Genomic DNA, 13,008 nt, shown 5'->3' on the forward strand with positions numbered 1-13,008 from the left:
CCCAGCCTCTGGTCGAAAGCAATTCAGCCCGTGACGCCGTCGAAACGAGATTGTGCGCCGACCAGCGTAACCGTGCCGTCGAAATAGCCGGTGACGTAGTTTCGGTTCGACGCGCCCTGTTCGATAAAGGCCTGCGTCGACGGCGCCCCGGTTTCACGATTTGTCGTGCCGATGTCGAACCGCGAACGGGTGACGTTGTTGACGACAATGGCAGGCGAACCCTGCAGCAGGCGATCATACTGACTGACGGTGCGCGCCCCCCAGTAGATGCGCTCGCAGTTGCTCACCAAGGCCGCGTAGCTGGTGTTGACCAACATATCGGCGCTGAAGGCGCAGTCCTTCAAACCGTCCAGCTCGACGCCGACACCCGCCCCCGGCAAGCCTTCATTGGCGTAGCCCAACCACATCCCCGACAGGTGCATGTAGTGGGCCAGCGCGGCGGATCCGCGCTTGATGACCAGAAGGTCGGGACAGGTATCGATCAGGCCGCCCACCCATGTGAACCATTTCAAGTCTTTGCCGTTCGGGCTTTCACCGATGTAAACGCCGATGTTCCCGCAACCCAGCACTTCGGTGCCGAACACTTTCGTCCCCGTGACGCACTCGCCACGGAAGCCATATCGCGTCGCGCCAAACACCTGTCCGCCGATGATCTCGACCGCGTTCTCCGGCTGGGTCAGCGTGCCCTCTTTGGCGAAGAAGCCATCTCGCACAGCCAGACCGCCCTGGCCATTCATCTGCACGCCGGTGAACCGGGAATGGAAGCTGTCGCCATAGGCAAGGCCCCTGCGCGCCGCAAAGATCCGCACGTTGTTGACGAGGCAGTTGTTGTTCGGCCCCAGGTCGATCCCATCGGCGTTGACATAGGTCGATCCCGGCCCCTGGACCGTGAAGTCCTTGAGGCCCAGGCGGAACAAGGGATTGCCTTGGGCGTCGGATGATTTGATCGCGGCGCGGTCGCCCAGGTTCAGCAGGGTCGTCGCGCCATCGCCTTCACCTTCCAGCACGAGATTATCCGCCGCGGTCACGTCCAGCGTCCGGTCCGGCAGACTAGGGTGCGCGCTGGCCAGCCGAACGACACCGGCCGGCAGCTTCATTTTCGGACATCCGCCGCCGAAGCGCGTTCCCTGCGTGCGTGCAAAGGCGATGGCGGCGCGGATCGACGGCGCATCGTCGTCCACGCCGTTAAGGCGCGCCCCGCCAGCAAAACGCTTTTCGCGTGGATTGATCCACTCGACCAGCACGCGCGCGGCGGCGAACGCCGCCTTGGGCGTCATCGACACATCGTCCACGGCCTCGTCGCGCGCCTCGGTCGGCGTCGCGCGTCTCAGGCCGATATTTTCGCGCAGCGCCTGGGCTTCGTCCTCGCCGTCCAGATTGTCGGCGGTGCGGTTCAGCTTGCCCAGGGCGGCGAAATCGTCCGGCCGGGTCTGAACGCGCGGCGCACCGTCGGCGCCGATGGTCAGGAACCGCTCGCCCATGCCGGGCGCCCAGGGCGCGACGCCCCCAACAACCCCGACTGGCAGAACGATGCTGCGGCCCAGTTTGGCGCGATGCTCTTGCAACTGGGCTTGAAACGCTTCGGCGTCGGCCTCCAGTGTCGCCGAACGCACGGCGCCGTTCGGGGTGTGCTGACGTAGCCTTGCCGCCGGAAGCTCGCTGTAGATCCAGACCAGATCGCCCGCCAGCACGTCATAGTCCAGACGACCGGTGAACCCCTCCGACGACACCTCAACGGCCGCCACCAGCGGAGGCGTCAACTCAAAGGCGGCCCCGGCCCGCAGAAGGCGGGCGCGAACGGCAGTTGGGTTCAGCAACGGAAAATCCGCCGGGAAGTCGGTCTGGCCGGCGAGGGCGATGAAGGGACCGGCAATCCGGTCGTTTTCGGGCAATGCGGCCATGACACGACTTTGCCGCCAGGGCAGGGGCCGCAACGCGGTGGAGCGCTAGTCCGATTGACCGCCCATGTTCGCCAGATCCGGCGCGCGATCCGGTGCGTTCGATCCTTGCGGCCACCACTGGCCTTGGCCGGTTTCCTTCTCCATCCGCCGCGCCCGGCGCTGGAACGCCTCTTCGGCTTCGGGATCCAGCGCCCGCTGCAGGTTGTCCGTCACCAGTCGGCTGAACGTGGCGCGGCTCCACCACAGGCTGGACAGGGCGTTGTAGTTTCCGACGAACCTGGCGGCATCCCGCCCCGGCCGGGCGCCCGCGACCGCTTCGCCCAGGTCTTCGCCATCAGCCAAACCGGCCGCGATCTCCAGCGCATTGCCGCCCGTCAGCCCCCAAATATCGCTGATCAGCTGACCGCCTGGACCATAGGCCGCCACCGGCGCCGTCGCCCCGTTCCGCGCCTGGGCCGCATAGAAGAAGTCGCCCGCGATCCCCAGGCCGCCGCCCTGCGCCAGCGCTGCGCCCCAGAACTTGGCGTCGTCCATAGGCTTGGGATCGTTGCCCTTGACCATTTCGCGCAACTGCATGGTCACCGCGCCGCCGATGGTCAGCAAGATCACCGCCTCGGCCGCCATGCCCGCCAGATTGGCCAGGGCGTTCCCGCCGCGCGCGCGCGCCTGCAGCGCCATCTCCTGGGCGTAGAGGGTGGTCAGGGTGGCGGTGAACCCCTTGAACATCGACGCGGAACGCTGGATCTCGCCCCACAGTGTGCCGGGCCGCTGGGTGATGAACATTGACCGCGCCTCCAGCGTCGTCTCCGGCGACACCAGCCGCGTCTCCAGATCGATCGCTTCCGCCAGCCGCAGCCCCAGCTCGGGCTGGGCGATGTCGTCCGGCTTCAGGAACGTCGCCCCTGGTCGGGGTTCGAACACCGGCGCCGCCCGCATGATCGCCCAGTCCGCCTCGCGGAAGCCGCGCGCGTCCAGCCAGCGCGCCAGCGCCTGCTCCTTCACGTCGCCTTTCGCCAGATCGGTGAGGCTTTTGGCCTTGGCGTCGTGCAGCGCGCCCACCCTTTCACCCACCCGTCACTGATCGGAGATCCCACGTGACCGCCAAGTCCAAACGCACCCACCCCCTCGACCGCGACGGCGACGGCGATCCGGGCGGCTCTCTGCCCGGCAATCAAACCGCGCCGATGGCCGACGCCGACCCTGTGGCTGCGACGGCTGAACCGCCCTTTGCTATCGCCGCGCGCCGGTGGACCAGCGAGGTTTCCGATGACGAAGTCAAAGCCGAACTGAATAAGCGCGCCGCCCTGGCCTGGGGCGAACAGGGCTATGTCGTCGAGGAGCGTTTGGGCGACATTCTCGTCGCGCGCGCCAAGCCGACCGATCAGCCGATCATCACCGGGCCGCTCCGCTTCGCCAAAGGTCAGAACGACATCGATCCAGCGCACCTTATGGAGGCCGCCTCTGAGGTCGCGATCGATTACTGGGGAACCGCTCACTACACGGTGGACATGCAGGGCGAAGAAGCCGTCGCCCGGCTTCACGAGGGCGAGGAGCCTTGGAACGATCAAGCCGCCGACACCTTCGACGCCGAACAGGTCGCGGCCGCCACGACGGGCGGGGAGGGCGCCGTCATCGCCGAAGAGGGCGAAACCGTCGCGGATCCCGCCACGGCGACGGTCCCTCTGGACGACGGCCTGGTCAACATCCCGACCGACACGGCTTCGGTCGCCGTGCGCCTGCATGAGCTGCGGATCCTCGTCACGGCCCGCCGCCTCTACAAGTCTCCCGAGGGCTACAGCTCCAACTACGGCCCGCCCTACATCGACCAGGCCACCGTCGACGCCTTCATCGCGGCGGGCCTGGCCGAAGATGTCCCGACCGCCGGCAACATGGGCGGCGTCCGCGTCACCTCGGAAGGCCGCTCGGCCCTGAACCGCGCCCCGACCGATGAGGCCGCGTAATGATCGCCGCCCTGATCATCGGCGCCTATGCCTGCGCGGCCGCCATCGACCTCGCCACGTCGATCAGGGCGGCCGAACCGGCTGACCTCGGCCCCGCCTACGTCTGCATTGCGCTGTCGAACGCCATCTGCTGGCCGCTCGGCATCATCGGCGACATGCTGCAGGCCAGGGTGGATCGCCGCTAATGGCCGCCGCCCGCATGTCCGTGGTCGAGATCTCGGTGACGGTCGAGATCGACGGCCGCAACTTCACGACCCAGATCGCCGGATCCTACGACGCCCTGCGATCGGTCGAGGCCGCGCGCGGCGTCAGCCGCCAGATCGGCGAGCAGCTGGGCGAATGTCTGGCCCTGCGGATCCAGCACGGCGGCCCAATTTCGCGAGCCGCCGCATGATCGCCCCCGACGCCCTCGATCTGCACGGTGTCGCTGTGCTGCTGGGCGTCTCCTACAGCCAGCTGCAGCGCACCTGGCGCACCATCGACGGCTTCCCGCCGCCCTATCTGGGCGGCGGGAAGGGCGAACGCCCGCGCTGGGCGCGCCAGGCCGTCATCGACTTCATGCATGGCCGCCGCTGGGCCGCGACCGAGGCTCCGCCCGTCGCCCTGTCGGCCGCCAAAGCCCCCGCGAACGACGCCGTGCGTCGTCCGCCCCCCGACACCGTCGCGGCCCTCGTCGCCGCCGCCGGCTGAACCACCACCAACCTGACCACCAAGGGAACTGACCATGTCCACCGCCACGCCACACGACGCAACCATCGGAAGCCGCGTCCGCGCCCGGCGCGAGCAGCAGGGCATGACCCAGGCCGCGCTCGCCGCCCACATTGGCGTCACCTTCCAGCAGGTTCAGAAATACGAGAAGGGAACGAACCGCATCGCGGCCGCCCGCCTGTCCCTGATCGCGCGCGCCCTCGATGTCCCGGCCGCCGCCCTGCTGGGCGAAGCCCCCGACGCCGCCGCCGGCCCCGTCGCCGCCATGTGCGCCCATCCCTCCGGCGTCGAACTCGCCCGCGCCTGGCTGGACCTGTCGCCCCAGCTCCAGCGCGCCGTCCTGTACCTGGCCAAGGCCGCCGTTCCGCCGATGATCATCACCGGATCGCCCGGCATCACGGTCGATTTCCGCGCGCTGGAGCCGGTGCAATGAGCAGAGCAGTAGCCCCCACCGCTCCGGTCGAAGCGAGCGGGTCGGAGCGGGAGCATGGTCCGAAATGCTGGGGCGGGACGTCGTTCTCTGATGAGATGGCGCACTGCTATTGCGGCTCGACAGACCTCCGCCCCCAACCGAGCGGAGAGACGCAGGAGGCAGTGCTAAAAGGCGTCGGGAAGATCAACGGCGATGGATGGAAGGACGCGACGACCGAAGGCGAGATCGTCTTTGTGTGGAACGCAGGGAAGCCGACGCCATATGCGCCGGGTCAATATCCGCGTGTCGGAAACGAGGGATGGTCCGCCAGCACGTCGCAATACGACTTCACGCCTGCAACGGCTAACGACGTTCCCGCCATCCTCGCCCTCCTATCCGCCCGCCCCCTCGCCTTGGGAGGCCAGCAGGGGGTGACGGCCGACAGCCTGACGCAATCGGTGACTGACGAAACGATGCGGGCGCTCCTATCCTGCAAGGACGTTGGGACAGGCCGCGCTCATTTGGCGGCGATCATCAACGCCCTCTCCACCACCCCCGCCCGAGCCGAGGCCCAGGACGAAGGGGCGGCTACTGATGATCTGGTTGATCGGTTTGCGGTCGCTCTGAAAGCCAAGCTGCGTGCGGCTGGCGAGAAATATGGCTTTGACGACGCGTGGAAGGCCGATGATTGGCGCGACAAGCTGATCGAAGACCTATTGCGTCACATCCAGAAGGGCGACCCGCGCGATGTCGCCGCCTATTGCGCCTTTGCATGGCATCACGATTGGTCGCTGTCACCGAAACAGGACGATTTGCGCTCTGCGGCTTTCACTGACCGAGGGGCAGAAGATCGTTACGTCTCGCAGGACGAAGGGGCGGCGGGGGAGCCTATGGCGTGGGGCTTGCAGTTTCCGGGTAAGCGTCTTCGGCACACGTTCGACGCAGAAAGGATTGCTCAGGGTTGGGCGGATCATGCGGGAGATGGCGCAAAAGTTGTCCCCCTCTACGCCCACCCATCCCCGCCGCCCGCCGCCGATGAAGACAGGGTAAAGATCGCGGTGGAGGCGTTCAATGCCAAGATAAATGCGCCCCTCACCGGCCCGACGCATGGCGCGTGGGACCGAGGCCGCATTGCTGGCCTGAAAGAAGCCCTAGCCGCCCTGAAATCGACCGCCGCGAAGGAAGGGGGAGCGCCCCAAGGTGACGCCGCTCCGGAAGCGGGTTAACCCTTCGCCATGACCCGCAAGCCCGCCGCCCCCTCCAACCTCCGCAACGGCCTGAAATGGCGTGACGGCCGCCCGCGCTGGGAGCCGTCACCCGCCAACCGGGCCTGCGGTTTCGCCGGCATGGATCTGCGCGACCATGCCGGCGGCTGGATGGATCGCGGCGCGGCGACGACGGCGGCGGACGCGCGCACCCTGTGGGCGCGCCTGGTGCGCGAGGCCATGCGCGACGATGGGGAGGGGTCAAAGGCCCGCTCCATGCTAGCCGCCGCTCTCGAACGCCTGCCGCCCGCGCCGGTCGAGGTCGAGGCCCGTCACCGCCGCGTCCTGGTCGCGGATCTGATCGAACGCGCCCGCGCCGTGATCGAGGCGCGCGAGCCGGATCTGATGCCCGAGGGGGCCGCGCCCCGCACCGGCGCCGCCATGGTCGAAGGCTTCTTCGCCGACGCCCAGGCGCTGAAGCGTATCTCGACCGCCAGCCAGCGCGCCTATCGCGTCCACTCGCGCAAGTTCATCCAGCGGTTCGGCGCGCGCCGCGTGGACACCATCACCCTGCCGCAGATGCGCGCCTGGTATCTGGATCTGCAGGCCGAGGTCTCGACCGCCACCGCCAACGCCGCCGTCGGCGCGGCCGGCGCCTTCTTCCGCTGGGCCATGTGGCAGGATCCGCAATGGATCGTGGCCAGCCCGGCCGTCGGCGTCGGCCGCCAGAAATCCGCCGGCCGCCGCGTCTTCTGGACCGTCGAGGAGGAACGCGACTTCGTCGCCTGGTGCGACGCCAACGGCTTCGTCGATGTGGCCGACGCCGCCACCGCCTGCCTCTGGACCGGATCGCGCCAGGTCGATGTCGCCAAGGCCGCCGTCCACGAGCTGGAAGGGGCCACCTGGCGCTATGTCCCGCAAAAGACCGAGCGCAAGGGTCAGGAGGCTTTGGCGGGCATTCTGGAGCCTTTGGCGGTGCGGGTCGCCCGTCGCCGGGCCGAGGCCGACGCCGCGCCCCTGCGTCACCTGAACGCCACGCCTTATCTCTGGGACTACCGGATGAACCGCCGGCACACGTCCGACACCATTGGAACTCGCTTCCGCGAGGCGCGCCGCGCCGCCGTCGCCGCCGGGGCCATGCCGCCATCCTTCCTCGACAAGACGCTGCAGGACACCCGCGACACCTGCGTCACCCGCCTGGCGGCCGCCGACGTGTCCCTGGACCGCATCGCCTCATGGGGCGGCTGGGCCGTCGATACGGCCAAGAACATCCTGCGCGAACACTATCTCAGCCTGATGGACGCCAGCGCCCTAGACAGCGCATCCAAGCTGCACGCCTGGGCCAAATCCCAGGGCGTCGCTCTGACCGCCGCCTAGAACATCCGTGAACGCAAGTCGGACGTCCGACTTGCGCCCAAGTCGGAAACACCCCGAAAAGTCGGACGGCACCCAGGCAGGGCGGTCATCAGCGAGCCGTCGATTAACAGGCCCCGCTATCCGACGGTTAATCGAACAGTTTGGAAACCGATTCCTCGTTCGCGATCCGTCGGATAGCCTCTCCGATAAGCGGAGCCACGGAAACCGTTCGGATTTTCGAGCAGTTCAAAACTTCGTGGGGTTGCTCGATCGAGTCGGTGATCACCAGCTCCTTCAGCGGGCCGTCGGTGATGCGCTGGACGGCGGGGCCGGACAGGACGCCGTGGCTGATATAGGCCGAGACCTCGGTCGCGCCCTGGTCAATCAGGGCCTTGGCGGCGTTGACCAGGGTGCCGCCCGAATCGACGATGTCGTCGAACAGAATGCATCGGCGGCCTTCGACATCGCCGATGATGTTCATGACCTCGCTTTCGCCCGCCTTCGGCCGGCGCTTGTCGACGATGGCGAGGTCGGCGTTCAGACGGCTGGCCAGCGACCGGGCGCGCACCACGCCGCCCACGTCGGGCGAGACGATCATCAGGTCGTCGCCGCGCGGATAGTGGTCCTTGATGTCCTGGGCCAGGACCGGGGTGGCGACCAGATTGTCGGTCGGAATGTCGAAGAAGCCCTGAATCTGACCCGCGTGCAGGTCCATGGTCAGAACGCGATCGGCGCCGGCGCGGGTAATCAGATTGGCCACCAGCTTGGCCGAGATCGGGGTGCGGCCGCCGGTCTTTCGGTCCTGACGGGCATAGCCGAAATAGGGCATGACGGCCGTGATCCGCTTCGCCGAGGCCCGCACCAGGGCGTCGGTGATGATCAGCAACTCCATCAGATTGTCATTGGCCGGGTAGGAGGTGGATTGCAGGATGAAGACATCCTCGCCCCGCACATTCTCCTCGATGACGGCGAAGACCTCGTTGTCGGCGAACCGCTTGACCTGGGCCTTGGTCAGGGGGGCGTCGAGGTGGTCGGCGATGGCCTGCGACAGCGCGCGGTTGGAGTTGCCAGAGAGCAGCTTCATCGGCCGGTCATCCTTTCGCCGTCATCCGCCCCCCATGAACGGCGGTCGGTTGGCGCGCTCTTTACCAGCGGTGCCGGGCAGGGCAAGTCACATGCGGAGATTTCCTCGGCATGGCGCGGCTCGGTCGCGGGTGCTAGAGATCGCCGCCTTGGTTTCCGGGGGAAGCGGTCTTATGACCGTTGTCTTCACACGTCATGGGGTCGTCCTTGTCCGCTTCTAAGTTCCGTTCCGGCATGGTGCTGATGGCCGCGGCGCTCGCCGCCGTGACGATTTCAGGCTGCTCGGGCACAAAGCGTCCCAAGCTGGCCTATGAGGAACGTCCGGTCGAGGCGCTCTACAACACCGGCTATGACCGCCTGCAGCAGCGGCGCTGGTCCGACGCGGTGGACTATTTCCAGGAAGTCGAACGCCAGCATCCCTATTCGGACTGGGCGCGTCGCTCGATCCTGATGCAGATCTACGCCTACTACCAGAACAACAACTACGCCGACGCCATCGCGGCGGCGGACCGGTTCATCCAGCTGTTCCCCGGCAATCCGTCGGCGGCCTACGCCTTCTACATGAAGGCGGTCTGCAACTTCGAACAGATCACCGACGTGGGCCGCGACCAGGGCTACGCCACCGCCGCCCTGGCCGGCCTGAAGGACGTGGCCCGCCGCTATCCCGGCACGCCCTACGCCTCGGACGCCGCGGTCAAGATCGACATGGTCAACGACCAGCTGGCCGGCAAGGAAATGAACATCGGCCGCTATTATCAGCGCGCCAACCAGCCGCTGGCGGCGCTGAACCGCTATAAGGCCGTCATCGCCAACCCCGACTATCAGCGCACCTCGCACACGCCCGAGGCCCTGTATCGTCTGGTCGAGGTGAACCTGCAGCTGGGCCTGAAGGAAGAGGCGACCCGCAACGGCGCGGTCCTGGGCTACAACTATCCCGGCAGCCCCTGGTATTCGGAAGCCTACGCCCTGCTGACCGAAAACGGCCAGACGCCCGAGAAGGCCCCCGAGGCCAAGCGCGAAAGCTGGCTGAAGCGCCTCATCCCAGGCTGAAGGATTCGTCGCGCATCGGGGCTGTAATTCCTGATTTGTTCCTTGATCGGCCGCGCTAGAATGGCGGCGATGTCGAATCGCGTGCGCCCATGCTGACCGCCCTGTCCATTCGCGACGTCGTCCTGGTGGACGTGCTCGATCTCGAGGTCGAGAGCGGCTTGACCGTGCTGACCGGCGAGACAGGGGCGGGCAAGTCGATCATTCTGGACGCCCTAGGCCTGGCGTTGGGCGGGCGGGGCGACGCCGGACTGGTGCGTCACGGCGCCAGACAGGCGGTGGCGACGGCGGTGTTTTCCGCGCCCGACGATCCCGACCTTCTGGCCCTGATCGCCGACAAGGGATTCGATGTTCAGCCGGGCGAGGATCTGATCCTGCGCCGCGTGCTGGGCGCGGACGGCCGAAGCCGGGCCTATGTCAACGATCAGCCGGCCGGGGTGACGGCCCTGCGCGAGATCGGCGCCGCCCTGGTGGAGGTGCATGGTCAGCACGAAACCGTGGGCCTGCTGGACTGGCGCACCCATCGCGGGGCGCTCGACGCCTATGGCGGGCTTCAGCCGCAGTTGTCGGCGGTGGCCGCCGCCTCGATCAGACTGAAGGCCGCCGAAGCCAAGCTGGCCGAGTTGAAGGCCGACGCCGCCGACGCCGCCGCGCGTCTGGAAGAGATCAGCCTGAACCTGGCCGAACTGGATGCGCTGGACCCGCGCGCCGACGAAGAGACCGAGCTGGCCGGGGAACGCGCCCTGCTGGGTGCGGCGGAAAAGGCCATCGCCGATTTAGCCGACGCCCGAACCCAGTTGGGCGGCGACAAGCTGAGCCAGAAGCTGGGTGCGGCCCTGCGCGCCGTCGAACATGCGCGCCAGCGGGCCGGGCAGGCGGGGGCCGAGGGCGACCATCCGGTCATTCTGAAACTGTCGGCCGCCGTCGAGGCCATCGACCGCACCATGGTCGAGGCGGCCGAGGCCATCGCCGCCGTGGACGCCGCCGCCGACGCCTTCGACTACGAACCCGGTCGGCTGGACAAGGCGGAGGAACGGCTGTTCGCCCTGCGCGCGGCCGCGAGAAAGCTGAACACCACGGTCGACGCCCTGCCGACGCTGCGGATCCGGTTGCGCGAGCAGCTTCGGCTGATCGAGGACGGCGAGGAGGCGCTGACCAATGCCGCCCGCGAGGCCGCGCAGGCGGCCGAAGCCTATGATCTGGCGGCCGAGTTCCTGACCTCGGCGCGGGAGGCGGCGGCCGACCGGCTGACCGCCGCCGTCATGGGCGAACTGGCACCGCTGAAGCTGGAGCGGGCGCGGTTCCGCGTGGCGCTGGAGCGGATCGACGGACGGCGCGGGCCGGAAGGGCTGGAGACCGTACGGTTCCAGATCGCCACCAACGCCGGAACTGACTTCGGCCCGCTGGACGCCATAGCGTCGGGCGGCGAACTGGCGCGGTTCGCCCTGGCCATGAAGGCGGCTCTGGCCAGCCGCGAGGACGTGCGCCAGCCGGTGATGATCTTCGACGAGGTGGATCAGGGCGTGGGCGGCGCGGTGGCGGAGGCCGTCGGATCGCGCCTGAAACGGCTGTCGACTGGCGCCCAGGTCCTGGTCGTGACCCACAGCCCCCAGGTCGCGGCGCGCGGCCATGCGCACTGGAAAGTCAAAAAGGCCGATGCGCCTTCCGAGATCGGCGTGATGACCACCACCACCGTCGTCGCCCTGGACGACCATCACCGCCGCGAAGAGATCGCCCGGATGCTGTCGGGCGCCGCCATCACCGACGAAGCCCGCGCGGCGGCGCGGGCGTTGATCGGATAGGCGTCGGGCCTTAGGCGCCGAGAATCCAGCCTTCTTCGTGTTCGACCTGGGCGATAAGGTCGGGGGTGGCGGTCTTGGGCGGGGCGAAGGCCTTGGCCAGGTCGCCGGCGTCGTCCATCCGGGCCAGGGCCTCTGCGGTGGTGCGCACCTGGGCCTGGTCCTTGAACTCGCCGGGCTCCAGCGTGGTCGCGAACATCGAGGGCCAGACCTCCACGACCAGGGCGGACAGCGGCTCGACGTCGTCGGGCGTCAGTTCCCGCCAGCCCGTGCCGAACGGCCAGACGGCGCCGGATGGTCCCAGGCTTTCCAACAGGCGGCGCACGGCGGGAATGCCGACCAAGGTCTGGCCGCCCACCGCGCCCGCGCCATGCATCTGCCAGACGCTCTTGGGTTGGAGCCGGCCCTTGCGAACCGCGTCCTCGGTGGCGCGGAACTCGGGGATGTCGGCGCCTGCGTCTGCGGGGGGTTTGGTCGTGGTCAGCCAGCGCTGCGCCTGTTTGGCCGGGGCGCCCCAGAACGGCCAGGCCTCGTCGGTCATCAGCCGGTTCATCTTGGCCGCGACCTGGTACCGGTTGTTGGTGTTGTCGGCCTTGTCCACGATGTTGGACGCGATGAATTTCCACATCAACTGCCAAGGGGCCTGCCCGGAGGTGCCGTCCAGATTCAGCCGCGCGGCCGTGCCGGCGGGATAGCCGAAGTTGAAGTCAAGCCCGACCAGAACGCGGTCGCCACGCTTCCTGTGATCGGCCAGGATGGAGGCCAGCAAGGCCTCGCCCTCGGCGCGCGTGGCGACATTGTGGGTCTCTGTATAGAGTCGGAAACGCACGTCGCGCTTGGCCACGCCGATCCACAGCGAGGTGTCGCCCAGCTTCTTGGTTTCGGCGGCGGTCCAGTCGGCGACGACATAGGCGTCGAAAAGGCGGGCCAAGGCGGCCTCCTTGATAAAGGCGTCGGTAGGAATGAGCGGGGCTTCTAACGCCCCATCGCGGCGACCGAAAGGCCCTGTCGCGGATCAGCCCTTCAGCAGGGCCTCCATGTGCGACAGCCAGCGCCGGCCCAGGCGAAGGGCCTCGCCAGGCGAGCCGGTCTGGACGGGCAGGGCGGCGTCCCACAGCGCCAGTTCGAACTCGGGATTGCGGGCGTCGGCGAACATCAGGCGCAGAACCACCTGTTCGGCGTCGGGGGCCAGGACGTCCAGCGACTTGCGCGCCTCGCCGCGCCGGACGCGGGCGACGACATGGCCGTCCACGATGATCTCGCCGCCCTCGACCTCGTCGAAGGCGTAGGCCAGGCCGTGGGCGCCGTTGGCCCACAGCACCACTACCTGTTCGACGTCGAAGTTCAGGGCGCAGGCACGGCCTTCGCCGGGCGACAGGGCCTCCACCTCGGGCGCGGCGCCCAGGGCCTTGAGCATGGCGCGGCGCAGTCGGCGCGGCGGCTCCATCCACCACGACAGCGCCAGGGCCAGGGTCGTCAGCAGGGCCGCCGCCAGGGCGATCAGCAGACCCACCCGCAAGACGTCGGCCATCGGCG

At 68.1% G+C, this 13,008-nt stretch carries 14 protein-coding genes; 9 read left to right on the forward strand and 5 right to left on the reverse strand.

Annotated elements, in window-relative coordinates:
• Positions 1-23: 23 nt before the first annotated feature.
• Both KZX42_RS11905 and KZX42_RS11910 read right to left on the reverse strand, forming a co-directional pair.
• Positions 24-1,901 (reverse strand): hypothetical protein, encoded by a 1,878-nt coding sequence (locus KZX42_RS11905; protein ID WP_248119556.1) that lies wholly within the window; start codon positions 1,899-1,901, stop codon positions 24-26.
• 45 nt (positions 1,902-1,946) lie between these two features.
• On the reverse strand, positions 1,947-2,960 hold the full coding sequence (locus tag KZX42_RS11910) for a hypothetical protein (RefSeq protein ID WP_248119557.1): 1,014 nt from the start codon (positions 2,958-2,960) through the stop codon (positions 1,947-1,949).
• 35 nt (positions 2,961-2,995) lie between these two features.
• On the opposite strand from KZX42_RS11910, the gene KZX42_RS11915 reads away from it, so the two are divergent.
• From KZX42_RS11915 to KZX42_RS11945, 7 genes are all read left to right on the forward strand, one after another.
• Positions 2,996-3,862 carry a hypothetical protein gene (locus KZX42_RS11915; protein ID WP_248119558.1) on the forward strand — a complete coding sequence of 289 codons (867 nt, stop codon included), beginning with the start codon at positions 2,996-2,998 and terminating at the stop codon, positions 3,860-3,862.
• Positions 3,862-4,047, forward strand: coding sequence for a hypothetical protein (locus tag KZX42_RS11920; RefSeq protein WP_248119559.1), 186 nt, complete (start codon positions 3,862-3,864; stop codon positions 4,045-4,047). Before KZX42_RS11915 ends, KZX42_RS11920 begins: the two co-directional genes overlap by 1 nt.
• A complete protein-coding gene (locus KZX42_RS11925) occupies positions 4,047-4,256 on the forward strand; it encodes a hypothetical protein (RefSeq protein ID WP_248119560.1) in 210 nt (69 codons plus the stop codon). Before KZX42_RS11920 ends, KZX42_RS11925 begins: the two co-directional genes overlap by 1 nt.
• Positions 4,253-4,552 carry a hypothetical protein gene (locus KZX42_RS11930; protein ID WP_248119561.1) on the forward strand — a complete coding sequence of 100 codons (300 nt, stop codon included), beginning with the start codon at positions 4,253-4,255 and terminating at the stop codon, positions 4,550-4,552. The genes KZX42_RS11925 and KZX42_RS11930 overlap by 4 nt, the downstream gene beginning before the upstream one ends.
• Positions 4,553-4,586: 34 nt before the next feature.
• The gene (locus KZX42_RS11935) at positions 4,587-5,003 is read left to right on the forward strand and encodes a helix-turn-helix transcriptional regulator (RefSeq protein ID WP_248119562.1); all 417 of its coding nucleotides are present in this window, start codon (positions 4,587-4,589) and stop codon (positions 5,001-5,003) included.
• A gap of 161 nt (positions 5,004-5,164) precedes the next feature.
• Positions 5,165-6,208, forward strand: a complete 1,044-nt coding sequence (locus tag KZX42_RS11940) for a hypothetical protein (protein WP_248119563.1) — start codon at positions 5,165-5,167, stop codon at positions 6,206-6,208.
• 9 nt (positions 6,209-6,217) lie between these two features.
• Entirely contained in the window at positions 6,218-7,564 is a 1,347-nt protein-coding gene (locus tag KZX42_RS11945) for a site-specific integrase (protein WP_248119564.1), read from the forward strand.
• 127 nt (positions 7,565-7,691) lie between these two features.
• Here KZX42_RS11945 and KZX42_RS11950 read toward each other — a convergent pair whose 3' ends face one another.
• On the reverse strand, positions 7,692-8,627 hold the full coding sequence (locus tag KZX42_RS11950) for a ribose-phosphate pyrophosphokinase (RefSeq protein ID WP_248119565.1): 936 nt from the start codon (positions 8,625-8,627) through the stop codon (positions 7,692-7,694).
• 194 nt (positions 8,628-8,821) lie between these two features.
• On the opposite strand from KZX42_RS11950, the gene KZX42_RS11955 reads away from it, so the two are divergent.
• Together KZX42_RS11955 and recN are read left to right on the forward strand one after the other, a co-directional pair.
• Positions 8,822-9,676, forward strand: coding sequence for an outer membrane protein assembly factor BamD (locus KZX42_RS11955; protein WP_248119821.1), 855 nt, complete (start codon positions 8,822-8,824; stop codon positions 9,674-9,676).
• Positions 9,677-9,765: 89 nt separating this feature from the next.
• Positions 9,766-11,475: a DNA repair protein RecN gene (gene recN, locus KZX42_RS11960; protein WP_248119566.1), complete on the forward strand. Its 1,710-nt coding sequence runs from the start codon at positions 9,766-9,768 to the stop codon at positions 11,473-11,475.
• A gap of 10 nt (positions 11,476-11,485) precedes the next feature.
• On the opposite strand, the gene KZX42_RS11965 is transcribed toward recN, so the two are convergent.
• Both KZX42_RS11965 and KZX42_RS11970 read right to left on the reverse strand, forming a co-directional pair.
• Entirely contained in the window at positions 11,486-12,403 is a 918-nt protein-coding gene (locus KZX42_RS11965) for a cobalamin biosynthesis protein CbiG (protein WP_248119567.1), read from the reverse strand.
• A gap of 84 nt (positions 12,404-12,487) precedes the next feature.
• Entirely contained in the window at positions 12,488-13,003 is a 516-nt protein-coding gene (locus KZX42_RS11970; protein WP_248119568.1) for a hypothetical protein, read from the reverse strand.
• Between the last annotated feature and the right edge of the window lie 5 nt (positions 13,004-13,008).

Source organism: Brevundimonas sp. EYE_349, from assembly GCF_023147505.1.
Taxonomy (GTDB): domain Bacteria; phylum Pseudomonadota; class Alphaproteobacteria; order Caulobacterales; family Caulobacteraceae; genus Brevundimonas.

Excerpts from the sequence above, each read along its gene's own strand:
- KZX42_RS11905 (WP_248119556.1), bottom strand. The coding sequence starts at position 1,901 with ATGGCCGCATTGCCCGAAAACGACCGGATTGCCGGTCCCTTCATCGCC.
- KZX42_RS11920 (WP_248119559.1), top strand. The coding sequence starts at position 3,862 with ATGATCGCCGCCCTGATCATCGGCGCCTATGCCTGCGCGGCCGCCATC.
- KZX42_RS11925 (WP_248119560.1), top strand. The coding sequence starts at position 4,047 with ATGGCCGCCGCCCGCATGTCCGTGGTCGAGATCTCGGTGACGGTCGAG.
- KZX42_RS11930 (WP_248119561.1), top strand. The coding sequence starts at position 4,253 with ATGATCGCCCCCGACGCCCTCGATCTGCACGGTGTCGCTGTGCTGCTG.
- KZX42_RS11935 (WP_248119562.1), top strand. The coding sequence starts at position 4,587 with ATGTCCACCGCCACGCCACACGACGCAACCATCGGAAGCCGCGTCCGC.
- KZX42_RS11945 (WP_248119564.1), top strand. The coding sequence starts at position 6,218 with ATGACCCGCAAGCCCGCCGCCCCCTCCAACCTCCGCAACGGCCTGAAA.
- KZX42_RS11950 (WP_248119565.1), bottom strand. The coding sequence starts at position 8,627 with ATGAAGCTGCTCTCTGGCAACTCCAACCGCGCGCTGTCGCAGGCCATC.
- KZX42_RS11955 (WP_248119821.1), top strand. The coding sequence starts at position 8,822 with ATGGGGTCGTCCTTGTCCGCTTCTAAGTTCCGTTCCGGCATGGTGCTG.
- recN (WP_248119566.1), top strand. The coding sequence starts at position 9,766 with ATGCTGACCGCCCTGTCCATTCGCGACGTCGTCCTGGTGGACGTGCTC.
- KZX42_RS11970 (WP_248119568.1), bottom strand. The coding sequence starts at position 13,003 with ATGGCCGACGTCTTGCGGGTGGGTCTGCTGATCGCCCTGGCGGCGGCC.